Below are 19523 nucleotides of genomic sequence, written 5' to 3'. Positions count from 1 at the left end.
TCAGTCCGCGTCCAGCACGACCACGCGCTGGCCTGCGCGCACGGCGGAACCGGGTTGCACCCGCACATCGCGCACAATGCCGCCGACCGGCGCAAGCACCGGGATTTCCATCTTCATGGACTCCAGCACCACCAGCACATCGCCTGCCTCGACCCGTTCGCCGGACTTGACCTGCACTTGCCAGAGATTGCCCGCAATGTGGCTGTCGACGCCTTGCTGGCCAGGCTCCAATGCTGTCTCGTCGGTGGTCAGGGCAACGCTTTCCTCGCTCTCGAAGTGGGCCTGCCCGTTGGCGATCCAGCGTTCGCGTTCGGCGTTGAATGCTGCTTGCTGCTGCGCTCGAAACGCCGCGATACCGTCGGCTTCGTCGCTCAGGAAGGTCTGGTAATCCGTGAGGTTCAGGGTGCTGTGTTCGATGTTCAGGTCGAAACGGCCCAGCGGGAAATCGCGGCGGATGCGCAGCAGCTCTTCGGCGCTGACCGGATAGAAGCGAATCTGGTCGAAGAAGCGCAACAGCCAGGGCTTGCCGTCGAAGGCCGCGACATCGCGGTAGCGATTCCACATCTGCAGCGTACGGCCCACGAACTGATAGCCGCCGGGGCCTTCCATGCCGTACACGCACATGTAGGCACCGCCGATGCCGACCGAGTTTTCTGCGGTCCAGGTGCGGGCCGGGTTGTACTTGGTGGTGACCAGTCGATGCCGCGGGTCCAGTGGCGTCGCCACCGGTGCGCCGAGGTAGACGTCGCCCAGGCCCATCACCAGATAGCTGGCGTCGAACACGGTGCGTTGCACTTCGTCGAGGTTGGGCAGGTCGTTGATGCGCCGGATGAACTCCAGGTTGCTCGGGCACCACGGCGCGTCCTTGCGCACGGTGGTCATGTATTTCTCGATGGCCAACTGGCACGCCGGGTCATCCCAGGACAAGGGCAGGTGCACGATGCGTGAGGCCACTTGCAGGTCTTTCGCGGCGCACACAGCGTCCCATTCGCCAGCAACGATCTCCAGCAGTCGCTTGAGCGGCAATTGAGCAGGGCGGTAATGCACTTGCAGCGAGCGGATGCCCGGCGTCAGATCGATCACGCCCGGCAGCGCCTTGGCCTCCAGCGCCAGCATCAACGCATGGCCGCGCAGTCGCAGCACCAGATCCAGCTCCGGCGCGCCGATTTCCAGCAGCACATGCGTGTCGCCGGACAGACGCGCCACGAGGCGTTTGTCGTCCTGACCGATGTCCAGAACGATCGGGCTTTGCAACTGGGCGATGATTGAGGTGTGGCTTACATCGCCTTCGCGAGCAAGCTCGCTCCCACGGGCAGCGTTGAATATCTGTGGGAGCGGACTTGTCCGCGAAGAGGCATGATCGAGCGCCGCACATGCCATGGCATGACACGCCTCGACACTCACCGGATGAAACCGCACCTTGTCACCGGCCTTGAGCTGGCCCAGTTGCCACAGGTCGGTTTCGATGATGGTCACCGGGCAGACGAAACCACCCAGGCTCGGCCCGTCAGGGCCGAGAATCACAGGCATGTCGCCGGTGAAATCCACCGCACCGATCGCATACGGGTTGTCGTGAATGTTGGAGGGGTGCAGCCCGGCTTCTCCACCATCGGCACGCACCCACTCGGGCTTGGGGCCGATCAGACGTACGCCGGTGCGACTGGAGTTGAAATGCACCTCCCAGTCCGTCGCGAAAAACGTCTCCATGTACGCCTCAGTGAAGTACTCAGGTGCCGCATGCGGCCCGTAGATCACGCGCATGTTGCGGACCTCGCCGAGCACCTCGAGCGCATCATCGGCGATACACTGGCCGACACTGCGATCGGTCAACGGCGCAATATGCAGCACATCCCCGGCTCGCAACGCACGGCCGCCATGACCGCCAAACTGACCGAGCGTAAAGGTACTTTTGCTGCCCAGATAATCCGGCACATCCAGCCCGCCCCGTACGCACAGGTAACTGCGCGCACCGCTCCCGGTGATGGCGCCCAACGCCAGGGTCGAACCTGCGCTCACCAGCAGCGTGGTGTTCATGGCGCACGCTTCGCCATCCAGCGTCAGCGCAATCGTCGCGCCGGTCACCGCTACCACCGCATCGGTGTTGAAGCGCAACAACGGCCCGCTCATGGTGATTTCCAGCGCGGCACACCCTTCGGCATTGCCCAGCAACAGATTGCCCTGACGCAAGGCGCGGCTGTCCATCGGCCCGGACGGCGGCACACCGACGGCCCAATAGCCCAACCGTCCCGGATAATCCTGAACGCTGGTCTGCGTGCCGCCGCTGAGCACTTCGAAGGTGGCGGCGTGATACACCAGATCCTCCAGGCAGCGCGTCCATGGCTGCCCGCTGGCAAAGGGGACGTCGGCGATGATCTGCCGCAAATAGTCGCGATTGGTCTCCACGCCATACAGACGGCTTTCGCCCAGCGCTTGGGCCAGTGCAGCGCTGGCCTGGTCGCGGCTGGGTGCCCAACAGATGAGTTTGGCGATCATCGGATCGAAATACGGCGGGATCTCGCAACCGGCTTCAACCCAGGTATCGATCCTCAGCGCCTGGCCGTCGGCAGGTGGAAAGCTCACGGCGGTCAGCAGGCCAGGGCAGGGCTGGAAATCGCGGCCCGGATCTTCGGCATACAGGCGCGCCTGAATCGCGTGTCCATTGGGTTTCAGTGTCGCTTGCAGTTCAGTCAGCGGCGGCAGATCACCGGCGGCCAGTTGCACCATCCAGCTGACAAGGTCCACACCCCACACCTGCTCGGTGACGCCGTGCTCGACCTGCAGGCGGGTGTTCACTTCCAGAAAATAAAAGCGCTGATCCTGGCTGTCGAAGACGAATTCCACGGTTCCGGCGCTGCGATAATTCACCGCCTTTGCAAGCTTGATCGCTGCGGCGCACAGTTCATCCGCCATGCCTTGCGGCAGATTGGGCGCAGGGGTCTCTTCCAGTACTTTCTGGTTGCGGCGCTGCACTGAGCAATCTCGCACGCCCAGGGCGAGCACTTCGCCCTGACCGTCGCCGAACACCTGCACCTCAAGATGGCGGGCGCGCTGGATGTACTTCTCGATGAATACACCGGCATCGCTGAAGTTGTTCTGGCCCAGCCGCTTGACCGCTTCGAACGAGTCGGCCAGTTCCTCGGCGCTGCGGCACACCCGCATGCCGATGCCGCCACCGCCTGCGGTGCTCTTGAGCATCACCGGATAGCCGATCAGCCTGGCCGCTGCGAGGGCTGCTTCGACGCTGTCCAGCAGTTCGGTGCCTTCCAGCATCGGCACGCCGTGTTGCCTGGCCAAGGCCCGAGCGGTGTGCTTGAGACCGAACACGCGCAGTTGCTCAGGCGTCGGACCGACGAAGGCAATGCCGGCGTCTTCACAGGCCTGAGCGAATGCGGCGTTTTCGGACAGAAACCCATAACCCGGATGAATCGCCCCGGCCCCGCTGGCTTTGGCGATGGCGAGGATCTTGTCCACCGCCAGATAGGTGCCAGCCGCGCCGCCTTCGCCCAGGCTATGGGCTTCGTCGGCCTGCATCAGGTGCAGGCTGGCAACGTCGGCTTCGGAATAGACCGCCACGCCCTTGACCTGCAAGGTACGCAGGGTTCGCAGGATGCGGCAGGCAATGGCGCCACGGTTGGCGATCAGCAGTTTGTCGAACATGGCATGACCCCGGAAACCAGACTGAGTCGGTTTCGTGATGGGAAGCGGGCCGTCCCGCTTATAAACGTTTCGATGCAACGGTCGTCCGTTGCCGCCCAGATATGGGTCTTAAAGCATCAACTAGTCGCGAACCTGCAACTGCGCTGGCGTCGGGTTATAGCCATTGCAGGGGTTGTTCAATTGCGGGCAGTTGGAGATCAGCACGATCACGTCCATTTCGGCGCGCAGTTCGACGTATTTGCCGGGGGCGGAAATGCCGTCTTCGAAGGTCAGACCGCCGTCCGCTGTCACGGGCACGTTCATGAAGAAGTTGATGTTCGGGCCGATGTCGCTTTTGGTCAGACGACCGTCGTGCAGGCAGGCGCGCAGGTAGTTGTCGCGGCAGCTGTGCATGTAGCGTTTTTCCAGGGCGTAGCGCACGGTGTTGCTCTCCTGTGCACAGGCGCCGCCCAACGTGTCGTGCCGACCGCAGGTGTCCTCGACGATGGTCAGCATCGGCTGGCCGAGGTTGGAATACAGCACGCTGCCGGTGGTCAGGTAGACGCTGTTCTGGCGACGCAGAGTGCGCTGCACGTCATAGCGCTCACGCGGGTTGGCGAGGCTGAAGAACAGCGTATCGATGGCCTGATTGCCTTCCAGGTCAAGGATGCGCACCGTTTGTCCGGCTTTCACTTCGGCCAGAAACGGTTCGCCGGCAGGAATGGTTGCGTCACAGTGGTGATGGTCGTGGGCATGCAGATTCATGACAGGGCTCTCCTCAGGCGAACAGGCGGTCGGTATTGATGAAGCCGCGCTCGTTTTCCGGGCGCGAGGTCCGGCAATGTTCGGCAATGCTGGCGTCGGCCTTCATCCAGCTCAGCGTGAGCGGTTGCGGCGCGTAGGTCGGGTTGGGGTCCATCGGGTGTTGCAGGGCAGTCAGTACCACCAGCGTGTCCATCGGCGCATACAACTCGATGTAGTCGCCGGCTTTGGAGTTGTCCGGCACAAAGTGCAGGGCGCCGGTTTCGTCGACGTTGACCCGGCTGAACAGGTTCAGGGTCATCAACAGGTCCGACAGTCCCAGGCCCCATTTGCCCAGCTCGACCAGCAGGTTATCCACGCCGTTGCGGAAGAATCCGTTACGCAGTTCCTGATAGCGTCCCTGGCCGTATTTTTCAGCGACTTCCTGAGCGTTGAGCACGCCGCCGATGCTGTCGCTCCAACCGCAGGTGTCGGTGACGATGGCGGCCAGCACGCGGCCCATGTCCGAGTACAGGCAGTGACCGGCGCTCAGGCGCGCGGTGTGTTGGCCTTTGAGGCTGTCAGGCAGGCTCAGGCGCTCGGTCTTTTCGTGGGCGTTGAGCAGCGTCAGGCTGACGTTGGCGTTGCCGTGCAGATCGGTCAGGCGCAACAGTTCGCCGCGCTTGAGGATAAACGAGCGATGCCCTCCGCCGGGCAGCAGTTCTTCGGCGAAAACGGGGTACAGCGTGGTGGAGTCAGTCATTGAGTGGGCTCCTCTAAAGCCGGTTTCAGCAGTTCGAGTGCCGCACGTTCGGCGCGGCGTTCGTTGTTGAGGGGAATGTCGTAGGTGATGCGCGCGCCATAGGCGCCGGGGGCGTGCGGGTCGTAGCGGACCTTGTCGAAGACCAGCAGGCGCGTGCCGAGGTTGAAACCTTCGGACAGGTCATGAGTGACCATGAACACGGTCAGTTGCGTTTCGCGCCACAGTTCCAGCAGCAAGTGGTGCATGTCCTTGCGAATGCCGGGGTCCAGCGCGCCGAACGGCTCGTCGAGCAGCAGCACGCGAGGTTTCATGATCAGTGCCTGAGCGATGGCCAGGCGTTGTTGCATGCCGCCAGACAGCTGCGACGGGTATTTGTCCAGCGCATGGCCCAGGCCGACCTTGTGCAGCAGTTGCGCCGCCTGCTCCCGAGCATCCCGTTTGGCCTGGCCGAACAACCGGCCGATCCAGCGCGAGCGAGGCAGCTCAAGACCCAGCGCCACGTTGTCCAGCACGCTCAGGTGCGGGAACACCGAATAACGCTGGAACACCACTCCACGGCTGGCGTCAGGTTCATTGGCAAGCGGTTGGCCGTCGAGGGTGATCGCGCCACGGCTGGAGGTTTCCTGACCCAGCAGCAGGCGCAGAAAGGTCGATTTGCCGCAGCCCGACGCGCCAACCAAAGTGCAGAACTCACCCTCGGCGACGTCCAGATTCAGGCCTTCTAGCACTACCTGATCGTCGTATTGCTGCCACACGTTGCGCACACAGATAAAGCTCATGCCCGCGCTCCTTCGTACCAGGGAAATGCACGCCGGGTCAGGGCTTTGAGGCCCCAATCCATCAACCAGGCGAGCAGGGTGATCCACACCACGTAAGGCAGAATCACGTCCATTGCCAGATAGCGGCGTACCAGAAAAATCCGGTAACCCAGGCCGTCAGTGGAGGCGATAGCCTCGGCTGCGATCAGAAACAGCCAGGCCGAACCCAGCACCAGCCGCAGTGCAATCAACAGACGTGGCAGCAGTTGCGGCAGGATCACCCGCAGGATCAGCGTCCAGGTCGAGGCCCCGAGGGTCTGTGCCTTGATCAGCAATTCCACCGGAATCTCCCGCGCCCGTTGTTCCAGATCCCGCGCCAGAATGGGCGTGATACCGATGACGATCAGCATCACTTTCGACAGCTCGCCCAGGCCGAACACGATGAAGAGAATCGGCAGGATCGCCAGCGGCGGCACCATCGACAGCACCGTCAGCAACGGCGACAGCGGCGCGCCGAACATCGGCAGAATGCCCGCCGCAATGCCCAGGCACAGCCCGAGCAAGGCACTGATGCCCAGACCCACCGCCAGCCGTTGCAGGCTGGACGCGGTGTCCTGCCACAACAGGTATTCGCCGGTGCGAGTGTCGGCCTTGAACGCCATGCGATTGACCGCGTCGGCCATTTGCACCGCGCTGGGCAACAGTTTGTCGTTGGGGTTTTCCGCAAGCCTGCTGGCCGAGCCCAGAAAATAGGCGAACAGCAGCAGGGCGAACGGCAGGATCACCAGGATCAGGCGACCGGCGCGATCCGGGTGGCGGTTTATCAAGCGCATGGCAGTGACCTTTGTGCGAAACGTGGTTTACAGCTTGCCGTCGGCAGCCATCTGCACGTAGCTTGGGTCAAAATGCAGCTTGAGATTGCCCTTGTCGCCCGTGGTCACGCCATTGGCGAAGGTCATGCCCACCGCCTTGTCGTCTTTGGCACCTTCACCGAGCAGACCGTGGGCAAACGAAAAGCTGGCGACTTTGCCCATGGTGTCCGGCAGTTGCTTGCTGGTGGCGAACTCAAGTGCTTCCTTGGGCGTGGCAAACAGCTTGGTGGTGTCCAGTTGCGACTGGAAACCCGCCAGATCGGTGCCCGAGGCCTTGGCCATGTGTTCCAGCGCAGCCTTGCTCTGGGCATTCTTGGCGTTCATCAGCGCGACCACTTCGAACCACGCACCGGTCAGGGCCTTGCCCAGGGCCGGGTTGTCTTTCAGGGTCTGGGTGTTGACCACCATCATGTCCATGATCTCGCCGGGGATCTGGCTGGAATTGAACACTTCAGTCACGCCCGGTTTAGCCTTGATTTCAGACAGCATCGGGTTCCAGGTGGTGACGGCTTGAACATCATCGGTGTTGAAGGCCGCGGCAATATCGGCGTCCGAGGTATTGACCACTTTCAGGTCTTTCTCGCTGAGCCTGGCAGTGTCGAGCGCGCGGGCCAGCAAGTAGTGGGAAACCGAGAGTTCGACCAGGTTGACGTCCATGCCCTTGAGGTCGGCGATTTTCTTGCCTTCGCCTTTGAGCACCACACCGTCATTGCCGTTGGAGAAATCACTGACGATCAGCGCGGTGCTTTCCACGCCGCCGGCCGCCGGGATGGTCAGCGCGTCCATATTGGTCATGGTGCAGCCATCGAACTGTCCGGCGGTGTATTGGTTGATCGACTCGACGTAATCATTGAGCTGGGTGACATCAATCTTGATGCCGTACTTCTTGGCCCATTTGTCGACGATGCCCTGGGTGCCTGCGTATTCCCACGGCATCCAGCCCGCATAGATGGTCCAGCAGACGTTGAAGTGGTCCTTGGGGGCGGCGTTTGCCGAGAAGCTCAATGCAGCGAAAAGACCGGCGCAGAGCAGGCCTGAGAGACGGGACGTTGACTTGAGCATCGAGAGATATCTCCAGTAGTGAAAAGGGCGGCCAGGAGCAACGTGACACCACTGGTGTCCTGTCTCCCGGGCTTTTGTCCCGCCGTGTAACCTCTACTGGAGGTCGCCAACTCTCGGACCAGCCACTTGCCCTCTGGCAAGCCGGAACCCTAGTCAGCTATTGCAAATTGTGGTGCCGCGAACCGTGTGTTGACTCCTGCACAATAGAAACCAAGCGAGAGTTGTGCCAACTTGCCAAGACGCCCGGCTGGCAAGGCTCCTGGAATTTAAAGGCGTGATGGATGCGTGGGATTTGCCTTGTGCTGGTGCGCAGGTGCACCTTGATGAAGCGTTGTGCTGAAATGTTTTGTAGCATCTTTGTAAGAAGGTGCTACATCCCTGCGGGCCTTGATTTCCGAGCCCGGCGCCCCGACTCCCGTCTGCAGGGCCGATGGGCGGGACAGGCGACGGCGCACTAGATCGCCTTTTCAGTGTCTTATTCTTCGTCTGCCAACCCGTTTGGCTGACGCCGGCCAGCGTCGCTGGTTTGTGCCAATCGCGGTCCAGGAGGCCGCCATGTATCGAAGACCCTCGCTTATCGTTTTGCTGACCCTCTTCCTTGCTGGTTGTTATGGAGGCCCTGGTTACTACGAATCCGATGTGTACACGCAGCCGACCACGGTCGTGGCGGGCGGATACGCTTATGACAACGGCTACCGTTCCACCTATTACCAGGAGCGGCGCATCTATGTGGCGCCCCAACCGCGCTATTACCAACAGCCGCGTTATTACACGCAACCCCGGTATTACGCACCGCCGCCGCAGCCACGCTATTACGCACCCGGACGCCCACCGGGCTATGGCTGGCGCAACGACCGTTTTCAGGGGCATGACGGTTGGCGCGGTGACCGTCGGAACCGGGGCTGGGATGACCACGGCGGTCGCGGCGGACGTGACCACGGTGGCAGAGGCGATGGCCGTGGGCGTGGCGATGGCCGCGGCGGCCATCGCTAAGGCTCAGGCGTAACGGGTGAATGTTGCGCTATTAACGCGGGTTCCACGGTGGAGAGACCGCAACCTCCTGGAGGCTGCAGTTTCTCCCGGTAGGCATCGAGCCTTGGGAGGCGGCTCGGGGCTGCACTTTCTCCCGGTAAACATCGTGGTGGTGGGAGGCGGCTTGCCGGCGATGCGTTGTCCAGGACGCTGATACAGCGACTGGACTCACGCTATCGCCGGCAAATCGTGTCCATGCCGGATTTGCCATGCGTGCTCAGTACGCCGACAAATCGGCCAACGGGTGCCGTCCTTCCCAGACCTTTTCAAAGTGCGCTTCGATGACTGCGGGCGGCACTTTGCTCACGTCCGGCCAGTGCCAGTGAGGCGTGTGGTCCTTGTCAATCAACCTCGCCCGCACGCCTTCGCTGAATTCCGGATGGCGACAGCAATTGAGGCTCATGGTGTATTCCATTTGAAACACCTGCGCCAGTGACAGGTGACGGGCACGGTCGATTTGTTCCCAGACCAGGTGCGCGGTAACCGGGCAGCCTTCGACCAGATTTTTGGCTCCCTTGGCCAGCAAGGCGTCGTCCTGATGTTGCAGATGACTGATCGCCTGCCAGGCACAGACCAGGTTGCCCACGTCCAGTAACGCATCAATGCGCTCCCGACGCGGTAGCCACTGGGCTTGCGGCAACTGGCTGTTGGCCTCGTGCTGCAGTGCCTTTAGCAGGCTGTTAAGCTGCACGTCGGTCTGTTCCTGCCAGTTGAGCTGCAGCAGGCCTTCGATCAGGTCCGGCTGCTGCTCATCGAGCAGGCAGCGGTCGGCCAGATCAAGATCCAGTGCGTCACGGCCATTGATGTGCGAGCCGGTCAGGCCCAGAAACAATCCCAGTTTCCCTGGCAGCCGGGACAGAAACCAGCTTGCGCCGACATCCGGGTACAGACCGATGCTGATTTCCGGCATCGCCAGGCGACTGCTCTGGGTGACGATCCGGATGTTCGCACCCTGCAGCAAGCCCATCCCGCCGCCCAGCACATAACCCTGCGCCCAGCAGATCAGTGGCTTGGGATAAGTGTGCAGGCTGTAGTCCAGACGATATTCGGCACCGAAGAAATTCGCGGCCAATGCGGGCACGGTGCCGGGCTCCTCAAGACAGGTTTCCACCAGCGTGCGCACATCGCCGCCAGCACAGAAGGCTTTCGGGCCATTGCCGCGCAGCAGGACACAGGCGATGTGTGGATTGCTCGCCCAGGCGTCGAGCTGATCCTGAAGGGCCAGAATCATCGGCAGCGACAGGGCGTTGAGCGACTTCTCGGCATCCAGCGTGGCAACGCCGATACGTGCGCCGCCTTGAGCATGAAGTTCTTCGAATTGCAGGTTCATCGTGACCCTCTCTATAAAGACGCTGCCGTTAACCTTGGTCTCCGCGCTGCGCTGTTAAGTTGCAAGGGGAAATATGCAGTGTAGGAAAAGGGTGAAGTCGATGGGGGGTATTTGACATTGTCCGTCAGCTTTCCTAGTGTCCGCGCAATCTTTTTACCGGATGTGACCATGACGAGCGACGACCGCATAAAGCTTGAGCCCAGCTGGAAGGAGGCGCTGCGTGAAGAATTCGAAAAACCTTACATGCATCAGTTGCGCGAGTTTCTGCGTCAGGAGCATGCCGCGGGCAAGGAAATTTATCCGCCCGGGCCGCTGATGTTCAACGCGCTCAACTCAACGCCGCTGGATAACGTAAAAGTCGTGATCCTCGGTCAGGATCCATACCACGGTCCCAATCAGGCTCACGGCTTGTGCTTTTCGGTGCAGCCCGGCGTGCCGACACCGCCTTCGCTGGTCAACATCTACAAAGAGCTCAAGCGCGACCTGAACATCGACATTCCCAACCATGGCTGCCTGCAGTCCTGGGCGGATCAGGGTGTATTGCTGCTTAATACCACCCTTACAGTCGAACGAGCCAATGCGGCGTCTCATGCGGGCAAGGGGTGGCAGCATTTCACTGACAGGATCATTCAGGTGGTCAGCGAGCATCAGCCGCACCTGGTGTTTCTGCTGTGGGGAGCTCATGCGCAGAGCAAGCAGAAGCTGGTCGATGCCACAAAGCATCTGGTACTGACCTCGGTCCATCCCTCACCGCTGTCAGCCTATAAGGGCTTTCTGGGCAACGGGCATTTCGGACGGGCCAACAAATACCTGGAGCAGAACGGACTTACTCCGATCGACTGGCGTTTGTCGAACATCTGAAGCACTCAGTCAGCGGGCTGTCTGTTCCAGCGCCTGAACAGCGGCTCGGCCAGAAAGAGTACGAACAGCAAGCGCATGACCTGCATGGCCGTCACCAGTGGCACCGACAGTTGCAACACCTCGGCCGTGAGGCTCATCTCGGCGATGCCGCCGGGCATCATGCCCAGTGTCAGCGAGCGCACATCCAGATGCGTCAGCGCGCTTAGCCCGAAGGCGGCGAGGGCGGCAATCAGCATCGTCAGCGCGGTTCCCACAAGCGTGCGCCCCAGAAACGACGGCGCACGACGAAAGAATGCACGGTTGAAATGACAGCCCAGTCCGCTGCCGATCAACAATTGCCCCAACTGGCTGGCCCCGCTGGGCAGGCCGATTTTCAGGTCCCAGACCACACTCACCACCGCGCTCAGCAGCAGTGGCCCAAACAGCCACGGATTGGGTTGCTTGAGGCGTTGCCACAGCCAGGCCACCAACGCGCCGAACGGCAGCAAAAACGCCAGCCAGCGCCAATCGACACTGGTGGCGTGCAGCGCTGGCGCGCCATCGCCCAGCAAGTACTTGAAGATCGCTGGCACGCACAGCACCACAGCCAGCACACGCAGGCTCTGTGCGGCCGCGACGCTGCTCAGGGTTGCACCGTTGCGCGCGCCGAGGTTGACCATCTCGCCGGAGCCGCCCGGCATACTGGAAAAGAACGCCGTTGGTCGATCCTCGCCAGTGCGCAGCATTAGCCACACACCCACCAGGCACGACAGGCTCGTCACCAGCGCACCGAAGAAAATCAGCCCGAAGTGTGCGAGCACTTGCTCGATCACCACGGGCGTGAAGTGCAGTCCGATGCCGATCCCGATAATCAACTGGCCGCATTTGCGGCCACCGGGAATTTGTGTGATCTGCCAGCGTGTCAGGCAGCGCACCAGGATGATCGCCAGCAACGAGCCGACCATCCAGGGCAACGGCCAACCAACCAGGCTGGCAAGGTAACCGCCCAGCAGGCCGACCACCGGGGTCGGCCACCACGTACGCCAGGATGAATCAGACATCAGCCACGGCAGCACGCTGGCTGGCACGCTTGCGCCAGATACGGATCAGCGGGAACAGCAGCATGAACACGGTCAGCACCCAGACACCAAGAGTGATCGGGCTTGCCCACAGAATCCCCAGCTCACCGTTGGAGATCGACAGCGCGCGACGCAGGTTCTGCTCCATCAGACCGCCCAGAATGAACCCGAGCAGAATCGGCGAGAGCGGGAAATCCAGCTTGCGCAGGATGTAGCCGAAGATGCCGATGCCGACCATCAGGAACAGATCGAAGGTGGTGGCGTGTACGGCGTAGACGCCGATCCCGGTGATGATCGCAATGACCGGCACCAGCGCCCAGTTCGGCACAGCGAGGATGCGGGTGAAGATGCGGATCATCGGTATGTTCAGGACCACCAGCATGATGTTGGCGATGAACAGCGAAGCGATCAGGCCCCAGACGAGGTCCGGTTGCTGTTGAAACAGCATTGGACCCGGCGTGATGTTGTACAGCGACAGCGCGCCGATCATCACTGCCGTGGTGCCGGAGCCCGGAACGCCGAGGGTCAGCATGGGCACCAGTGCGCCGCAGGCCGTTGCGCCGATGGCGGTTTCAGGGGCTGCCAGACCGCGCATGTCACCCTTGCCGAATGTGCCGGTGGGGCCTGCGATACGTTTCTCGGTCATGTAGGCCACGGCGCTGGCAAGCGTTGCGCCTGCACCCGGCAATACGCCGAGGATGAAACCCATGAGGCCACAACGAATGTTCACCGCGAACACTGCCGCCGCTTCCTTGAGGTTGAACATCATGCGCCCGGTGGCCTTGACTGCCTCCTGGCCATGGTGAGTCTTCTCCAGCAGCAACAGAATCTCGCTGATGGAAAACAGGCCCAGTACCAGCACGACGAACTGAATACCGTCCGCCAGATGGATGTTGTCGCCCGTGAAGCGATACACGCCGCTGTTGGCATCGATCCCGACGGCTGACAGAAACAGGCCGATCAGTGCCGCGATGAACGTTTTGAGCGGTTTGTCACCGGCCATCCCGCCCAGGCAGACGATGGCAAAGACCATCAGCACGAAATACTCCGCCGGACCAAAGGCAATCGCCCACTTGGCGAGCAGCGGCGCGAACAGCACCATGCCGCAGGTGGCGATAAAAGCGCCAATGAACGAGCTCCAGGCCGACAGTGACAACGCGACGCCCGCCAGGCCCTTGCGCGCCATCGGGTAGCCGTCCAGCGTGGTCATCACAGTGGACGCTTCGCCCGGAATGTTCAGCAGAATCGAGCTGATGCGTCCGCCGTACTCGCAGCCCAGGTACACGGCGGCCAGCAGAATCAAGGCTGATTCAGGTGGCAAGCCGAGTGCAAACGCGATGGGAATCAGCAGCGCCACGCCGTTGATCGGACCCAGCCCCGGCAGCAGGCCGACGATGGTGCCGATCAACGTGCCTGACAGCGCAGTGATGAGGTTGTAAGGGGTGAGGGCAACGCCAAAGCCTTGGCCCAGATAGCTGAAAGTATCCACGTTTAATTCTCCAGAACGCTGAGCAGGCCCAAAGGCAAGGGAACGTCCATGGCTTTATCGAACAGCAGGTAAAGGCCGACGCTCATCAGAATCACCACCACCACACTGGGCACCCAGCGCCCGCCGTACAGACGCGCCATGGGAATACCGATCAGGATGCTGCTAAGAATGAAACCCAGCGGTTCGAACAGGCCTGCGAACACCAGCAGCAAGGCGATGCAGATGCCGATCTTGACCAGCGTTTCGCGATCCAGCGGTGGCTCGTCTTCGCTATGCACGATGGGCGTTGGACGAATCAGCAGATACAGCAGGGCAGCGCCCATCAAGCCGAGCATCAGCAGTGGAAACGCCCGAGGGCCAACGGGTTCGTAGGAAAAGGGCGCCTGGTAGGGCCATGCCATGAGGGCCAGGCCGATGCAGACCAATAGCAGGACGCCCGCAAAAATGCGTTGTATGACCATGAAAAGCTCCTGAGTCGCGCCCGCAGTACGGGCACAACTGCATGTCAGTCAATTGGGTGCAATTACTGAATCAGGCCGAATTCCTTGGCCAGCAGCTTGTAGTCGGCCACCTGTTTCTTGACGTAGGTGTCCAGCTCCTGGCCGGTCATCGCAAACGGGAACAGCTCGCGCTGGTCACGCAATTTGGCGAAGTCTTCCGAGGCCAGCACTTTATCGAACGACGCTTTCCACCAGTTGTAGTCTTCATCGCTCACCTTTGGCCCGAGGTAGAAACCACGCACCACCGGCCAGACGATGTCGTAGCCCTGTTCCTTGGCGGTCGGAATGTCTTTCATTTCCGGTTCGTCGATGCGCTTCTCGGCGAAGACGGCCAGCAGGCGCATGTCGCCGCTGAGGATGTGTGGCATGGAGTCGGAAATGTCGGTGCTGCCGACCTGAATGTGACCGCCGAGCAGGGCGGTGGCAATTTCGCCTCCGCCTTCAAGGGCAACGTATCGCAGCGCACGCGGGTTGATGCCGGCGGCCTTGGCGATGAGCGCCGTCTGCATCCAGTCCTGGCTGCCGACCGTGCCACCCGACCCGATCACCACTTTGCTCGGATCGGCCTTGAGCGCTTTGACCAGGTCGTCGAGATTACGGTACGGCGAGTCGCTCTTGACTGCGATGGCGCCATAGCTGGTGCCGACTGCCGCCAGCCAGCGCACGGCGTTTTCATCGAAGCGCCCGAACTTGCCTTGCGCCAGATTGAGCAGCGAACCGCTGGACCAGGCCACCAGCGTACCGGCATCGGCGGGACGCTGAGCGACCACGGCGTTGTACGCCACAGCACCCACGCCACCTGGCATATAGGTCACGCGCATCGGGGTGCTGAGAATTTTCTCGTTGATCAACGCGCTCTGAACCAGCTTGCAGGTCAGGTCGAAACCGCCACCCGGCGATGCCGGTGCGATGCATTCAGGGCGTTTGGGCTCGGCCAGCAATTGAGTGGCAACCAGCATGCAGCCGGCGGTCATGGCTACCTGACGCAGGGAAAATTTCATGTTCAGTCTCCTGAAGTGTTTTTGTTTTTGGATGTGGAAAGCTGTTCAGTTCAAGCGATGTCGGTCAGGTGCATTCGATGACGTAACGGACATATGAACGCTGGCGACGCTGCAAAAGGCTGCATCGAACGTCTTGAAGGGCGCGGTGGAGGGAGATCGACCTTTGGCGGTCGAGAGTGGAGCGCAATAGATGCGCTGCCTGGCCTGAGAGGGCGTGGACATGTTGTGACTCCATTTACCAGCTTATTGTTTTTATTTTCAGACGCATCCGGGCGCCTTGTTTACGTACCCTTTGGCGGGTCGTATCGCGATGCTAAACCACGAACCTTTCAGGTACCTTTCAAAACGACGGGCAGACGCGTTGAGTGGTTTCAGTGCTTCACAGTGGGCGGCACGCCTGTAAACTCCGCGTTCACACGCCTCAATAACAACATGACAACACCGACAAACAGGAGACGGCGATGCGGGTTCTTCTTGTGGAAGATCATCTGCAACTGGCTGAAAGTGTCGCGCAGGCGCTCAAGAGCGCAGGTTTGACGGTCGACGTCCTGCACGACGGCGTCGCTGCCGATCTGGCACTGACCAGCGAGGAGTACGCCGTCGCCATTCTGGATGTCGGGCTGCCGCGCATGGATGGCTTTGAAGTGCTTGCCCGCCTGCGAGCGCGCAGCAAGAATCTGCCCGTGTTGATGCTGACCGCGCGCAGCGACGTCAAGGACCGGGTTCACGGGCTGAATCTGGGTGCCGACGACTACCTGGCCAAGCCATTCGAACTGTCCGAGCTTGAAGCGCGGGTCAAGGCGCTGTTGCGCCGCAGTGTGCTGGGTGGCGAGCGGCAGCAACGCTGCGGTGTGCTGACGTACGACCTGGATACACGGCGTTTCACGCTCGGCGACGAACTGCTGACCCTGACGTCCCGCGAACAGGCCGTGCTTGAAGCGCTGATCGCAAGGCCGGGCAGGGTCATGAGTAAAGAGCAGCTGGCCGCACATGTTTTTGGACTGGACGAAGAAGCCAGCCCTGACGCCATCGAAATCTACGTGCACCGTCTGCGCAAGAAGCTCGACGGGCATTCCGTGGCCATTGTGACCTTTCGTGGTCTGGGCTATCTGCTGGAAAGTCGCGATGATTAACGACAGCCTGCGCTGGCGATTATTGTGGAACCTTGCGCTGCTGCTGGTCGTGTTGATGCTGGCCAGCGGCATGAGCGCTTACTGGAACGGGCGCGAAGTGGCCGATACCGCCTACGACCGCACCCTGCTGGCCTCGGCGCGAACCATTGCCGCCGGGCTGACTCAGCGCGATGGCACGCTGAGCGCCGACATTCCTTACGTGGCGCTGGATACCTTCGCCAACGACAGCGAAGGCCGGATTTATTATCAAGTCAACGACACCAGCCAGAAGCTGATTTCAGGCTACGAAAACCTGCCTTCTCCACCGCCAGGCACCTTGCGTACGGATGATTATCCGGCGCTCGCCAAGTTCTATAACGGTATGTATCAAGGTCAGGACGTGCGGGTCGTGAGTATGCTCAAGCCCGTCACCGACCCTGGCATGAATGGCATGGCGGAAATTCGCGTGGCTGAAACCCAGGAAGCGCGCAAGGGCATGGCCCGCAGCCTGATGGCTGACACCTTGCTGCGTCTGGGTATGCTGGGCGGGGGAGCCTTGTTGCTGGTGTGGTTTACGGTCAGTGCCGCGCTGCGTCCGCTGGAGCGTTTGCGCACCGCCGTCGAAGAGCGCCAGCCCGACGATCTGCGGGCGCTGCCCATGGTCGAAGTGCAGCATGAGCTGCGACCGCTGGTCGGGGCGCTCAACCATTTCACCGAGCGTCTGCGCTTGCAGTTCGAGCGTCAGGCGCAGTTTATCGCCGATGCCGCGCATGAGTTACGTACGCCGCTGGCGGCTCTCAAAGCGCGTGTGGAACTGGGTTTGCGAGAGCGAGATCCGCAGCAATGGCGCACCACTCTCGAATCCGCAGCGCTGGGCACCGATCGTCTCACTCACCTGGCGAATCAGTTGTTGTCGCTTGCGCGTATCGAAAACGGAGCACGAGCGATTGCCGAGGGCGGCGCACAACATCTGGACCTTAGCCAGCTGGCACGGGAGCTCGGCATGGCAATGGCACCTCTGGCGCATTCGCGCGGCGTGTCACTGGCGTTGGAGGCTGATCAGCCGGTCTGGCTGAAAGGTGAGCCGACGCTTCTCAACGAGCTGTTGAGCAACCTCATCGACAACGCGCTGGCCCATACGCCGTCCGGTGGCAACGTGGTACTGCGCGTCTATGCACCTGGCATTCTGGAAGTCGAAGACGACGGCCCCGGTATTCCGCAGGCCGAGCGTGAGCGCGTCTTCGAGCGCTTCTACCGGCGCAGTCAGCAGGGCAGTGGTGCAGGGCTGGGGCTGGCGATTGTCGGGGAGATCTGTCGGGCGCATCTCGCACGTATCTCTTTGCACGACGGCGCGGAGCGTGGTTTGAAGGTCAGGGTCAGCTTTGGTGTGGCTCAGGCTCAGTAGAGCATGTCTTTGGCGTCATCCATTTCGGCGCTGAGCATGCCGTTGGCCCTGCTCAGCCGCAGCTGGCTGTAGGCGGGCAAATCTGCGATGTCTATCTGACTGAAAGGATGGTCCGTGTTCTTGTGGATGTGCAGCGTCGCGACCTGCACCAGGTCAATGTAGTCGGGGCTTCTGGATACGCGGGTGAAGTCCTGGAATTTACCCGGTACGCTGGCCAGCGGCTCCGGGAAGTCCCAGGAGCGCAGCAAGCGTTCGCCGATCACGGGATGGATATTGTCGATCACATGATTGAGGCTGACAGGGTCGGCCAACAAATCGAAGTGGTCTTCGGCATACGTAAGGATCGGCAAAATTCCGATCAGGTGAATCAGTCCGGCCAGCGTGGCCTGGTCCGGCTTCAGGTTGGTGTACTGGTGGCACAGGTAATAGCTTATTCCAGCGACCTGCAGGCTCTGCTTCCAGATTTCGCGCATCTTCTGTTCGATGACTTCCGACTTGGCATGGAACATTTGCTCCACGACCAGACCGATGGCCAGATTGCAGGTGTAGTTCACGCCCAGACGGAGAATCGCTGTGTTCACGTCGCTGACCTCGAAATTGGGTCGCAGCAACGGACTGTTCGCCACTTTGATGAGGCGAGCGGACAGCGCGGTATCACTACCGATAACCTTGCTCAGTGCGGCGATGCTGATTTCAGTGTCTTCAGCGGCAAGGCGAATTTTCAATGCTACTTCGGGCAGGGTTGGCAGAAACAAGGCATCTCTGTCGATGGCCTTGATCAAATTTCTCTGCACCTCGTCAGCCATCTTGCTCATGTTGCGTCTCGCAGCCTTTAGGGGTGTCCAGAGTCTTTCTGGCGCTCAGTGAGCGCCAGGATGCCGGGTCGCTTTAATGACAGTAGGATCGTGGGAGCGTTCGTTCGATTCAGCGCTGCGTTTCGAGCTTGCTGTCCAGAATGTAGGGAAGCTCACGCAATTGCAGCGCCGGACCATCGGCAGCGCCCAGGTGTACCTGGGTGCTTTCTGCTGCATCGGCCTGCAGGACGGCCAGCAGCTCGATACCTTGTTCCGATCGCGCGGCAAGTACAACATTGCCCACAGCACTTGCATGCACAGGCGAAAACAGCGCTGTCCCTGGCGCTGGAACTTCACTGCCCTGCATCGACAGTCGGTACAGCCTGCGCTTGAGCTTGCCCAGATACTGCATGCGAGCAACGATTTCCTGTCCGGTGTAGCAGCCTTTCTTGAAGCTGACTCCGCCCACCGCCTGCAGGTTGATCATTTGAGGGATGAACTCCTCGCGGGTTTCGGCAAACACCTGGCCGATGCCTGCATCGATCTGACCGAGCAACCAGTCATTGAGCGTGCCTTCACTGAGCTGCGAGGCAAGCCGTGACTGGACAGTGTCGGCCTGTTCGGCGCGCGCCCAGAGTTCGGCTCGCAAAGGTGACACGCGAATCGCGATCAGATCATTGGCACGTGTCACCGAGTCGGTTTCCTGCGGCAGGTCGAGCCCCAGGCTGACCAGCGCGCTGTCGCCGTTGTGCAGGCCAAAACGCACCCAGGCCGTACTTTCGTCGGTCAGCTTCGATTTGGAGAACACGGCGTATTTGCGCAGGTCCAGCAATTGCGGCTCTATCAGTTCCAGTGCCATGGCCAGCAGGCACCCATCGCCTTCCAGCAGGACCCGGAAGCTGGACTGCATTCGGCCTTTCTGGGTGCAACGGGCACCGAGGCTGGACCGGTCGTCGCTCAGGTAATTGAAGTTGCAGGTCAATTGTCCCTGCAGAAACTTGCTGGCATCCACGCCGCGAACGGCAAGAACGCCCTCATGGGATAGCGTGCAGAAGAAAGCTGAGTGGGCCATGGTCATCGCAAATGGAAAAGTCTGGGGCACATCATAG

At 61.1% G+C, this 19523-nt stretch carries 17 protein-coding genes and 1 riboswitch; of the genes, 4 read left to right on the top strand and 13 right to left on the bottom strand.

Translation table 11 applies throughout. The annotated features are described in order from the left end of the window. The 6 genes from uca to H8S56_RS08570 all read right to left on the bottom strand — a co-directional run bounded on the left by uca (position 1) and on the right by H8S56_RS08570 (position 7832). Entirely contained in the window at positions 1 to 3657 is a 3657-nt protein-coding gene (gene uca, locus H8S56_RS08595; RefSeq protein ID WP_187518392.1) for an urea carboxylase, read from the bottom strand. 120 nt (positions 3658 to 3777) lie between these two features. Next, entirely contained in the window at positions 3778 to 4401 is a 624-nt protein-coding gene (locus H8S56_RS08590) for an urea amidolyase associated protein UAAP2 (RefSeq protein WP_408003786.1), read from the bottom strand. Between the two features lie 13 nt (positions 4402 to 4414). After that, positions 4415 to 5140, bottom strand: coding sequence for an urea amidolyase associated protein UAAP1 (locus tag H8S56_RS08585; RefSeq protein WP_024688645.1), 726 nt, complete (start codon positions 5138 to 5140; stop codon positions 4415 to 4417). Next, positions 5137 to 5919 (bottom strand): ABC transporter ATP-binding protein, encoded by a 783-nt coding sequence (locus H8S56_RS08580; RefSeq protein WP_187518391.1) that lies wholly within the window; start codon positions 5917 to 5919, stop codon positions 5137 to 5139. The genes H8S56_RS08585 and H8S56_RS08580 overlap by 4 nt, the downstream gene beginning before the upstream one ends. Next, positions 5916 to 6731: an ABC transporter permease gene (locus H8S56_RS08575; protein WP_024688643.1), complete on the bottom strand. Its 816-nt coding sequence runs from the start codon at positions 6729 to 6731 to the stop codon at positions 5916 to 5918. The genes H8S56_RS08580 and H8S56_RS08575 overlap by 4 nt, the downstream gene beginning before the upstream one ends. A 27-nt stretch (positions 6732 to 6758) precedes the next feature. Beyond that, a complete protein-coding gene (locus H8S56_RS08570) occupies positions 6759 to 7832 on the bottom strand; it encodes a putative urea ABC transporter substrate-binding protein (RefSeq protein WP_187518390.1) in 1074 nt (357 codons plus the stop codon). 61 nt (positions 7833 to 7893) lie between these two features. Beyond that, a riboswitch (guanidine-I (ykkC/yxkD leader) is annotated at positions 7894 to 7996 on the bottom strand. A 475-nt stretch (positions 7997 to 8471) separates the two neighbouring features. Here H8S56_RS08570 and H8S56_RS08565 point away from each other — a divergent pair. Continuing rightward, positions 8472 to 8825 (top strand): hypothetical protein, encoded by a 354-nt coding sequence (locus tag H8S56_RS08565; protein ID WP_187518426.1) that lies wholly within the window; start codon positions 8472 to 8474, stop codon positions 8823 to 8825. 256 nt (positions 8826 to 9081) lie between these two features. Here the strand turns inward: H8S56_RS08565 and H8S56_RS08560 are convergent, their stop codons facing one another. Then, entirely contained in the window at positions 9082 to 10194 is a 1113-nt protein-coding gene (locus tag H8S56_RS08560) for an enoyl-CoA hydratase/isomerase family protein (RefSeq protein ID WP_187518389.1), read from the bottom strand. 168 nt (positions 10195 to 10362) lie between these two features. Here H8S56_RS08560 and ung point away from each other — a divergent pair, with 168 nt between their 5' ends. Continuing rightward, positions 10363 to 11055 carry a uracil-DNA glycosylase gene (gene ung, locus H8S56_RS08555; RefSeq protein ID WP_024687746.1) on the top strand — a complete coding sequence of 231 codons (693 nt, stop codon included), beginning with the start codon at positions 10363 to 10365 and terminating at the stop codon, positions 11053 to 11055. 5 nt (positions 11056 to 11060) lie between these two features. Here ung and H8S56_RS08550 read toward each other — a convergent pair whose 3' ends face one another. The 4 genes from H8S56_RS08550 to H8S56_RS08535 form a co-directional block, all read right to left on the bottom strand. Next, on the bottom strand, positions 11061 to 12095 hold the full coding sequence (locus tag H8S56_RS08550) for an AbrB family transcriptional regulator (protein ID WP_187518388.1): 1035 nt from the start codon (positions 12093 to 12095) through the stop codon (positions 11061 to 11063). After that, positions 12088 to 13602: a tripartite tricarboxylate transporter permease gene (locus H8S56_RS08545; protein WP_024687744.1), complete on the bottom strand. Its 1515-nt coding sequence runs from the start codon at positions 13600 to 13602 to the stop codon at positions 12088 to 12090. The genes H8S56_RS08550 and H8S56_RS08545 overlap by 8 nt, the downstream gene beginning before the upstream one ends. Before the next feature lie 2 nt (positions 13603 to 13604). Further along, positions 13605 to 14063 carry a tripartite tricarboxylate transporter TctB family protein gene (locus H8S56_RS08540; protein WP_024687743.1) on the bottom strand — a complete coding sequence of 153 codons (459 nt, stop codon included), beginning with the start codon at positions 14061 to 14063 and terminating at the stop codon, positions 13605 to 13607. A gap of 62 nt (positions 14064 to 14125) precedes the next feature. Next, entirely contained in the window at positions 14126 to 15109 is a 984-nt protein-coding gene (locus H8S56_RS08535) for a Bug family tripartite tricarboxylate transporter substrate binding protein (protein ID WP_187518425.1), read from the bottom strand. Between the two features lie 455 nt (positions 15110 to 15564). On the opposite strand from H8S56_RS08535, the gene H8S56_RS08530 reads away from it, so the two are divergent. Further along, the gene (locus H8S56_RS08530) at positions 15565 to 16236 is read left to right on the top strand and encodes a response regulator (protein ID WP_024695149.1); all 672 of its coding nucleotides are present in this window, start codon (positions 15565 to 15567) and stop codon (positions 16234 to 16236) included. Further along, positions 16229 to 17620: a sensor histidine kinase gene (locus H8S56_RS08525; RefSeq protein WP_024687740.1), complete on the top strand. Its 1392-nt coding sequence runs from the start codon at positions 16229 to 16231 to the stop codon at positions 17618 to 17620. Before H8S56_RS08530 ends, H8S56_RS08525 begins: the two co-directional genes overlap by 8 nt. Here H8S56_RS08525 and H8S56_RS08520 read toward each other — a convergent pair. Beyond that, a complete protein-coding gene (locus tag H8S56_RS08520) occupies positions 17614 to 18435 on the bottom strand; it encodes an HDOD domain-containing protein (RefSeq protein WP_187518387.1) in 822 nt (273 codons plus the stop codon). The genes H8S56_RS08525 and H8S56_RS08520 overlap by 7 nt on opposite strands. Positions 18436 to 18544: 109 nt before the next feature. Next, on the bottom strand, positions 18545 to 19486 hold the full coding sequence (gene ygfZ, locus H8S56_RS08515; protein ID WP_187518386.1) for a CAF17-like 4Fe-4S cluster assembly/insertion protein YgfZ: 942 nt from the start codon (positions 19484 to 19486) through the stop codon (positions 18545 to 18547). Between the last annotated feature and the right edge of the window lie 37 nt (positions 19487 to 19523).

Origin of the sequence: Pseudomonas triticifolii, assembly GCF_014358015.1 — a bacterium.
GTDB classification, from domain to species: domain Bacteria; phylum Pseudomonadota; class Gammaproteobacteria; order Pseudomonadales; family Pseudomonadaceae; genus Aquipseudomonas; species Aquipseudomonas triticifolii.
This window is presented reverse-complemented; position numbering and strand designations above follow the sequence as displayed.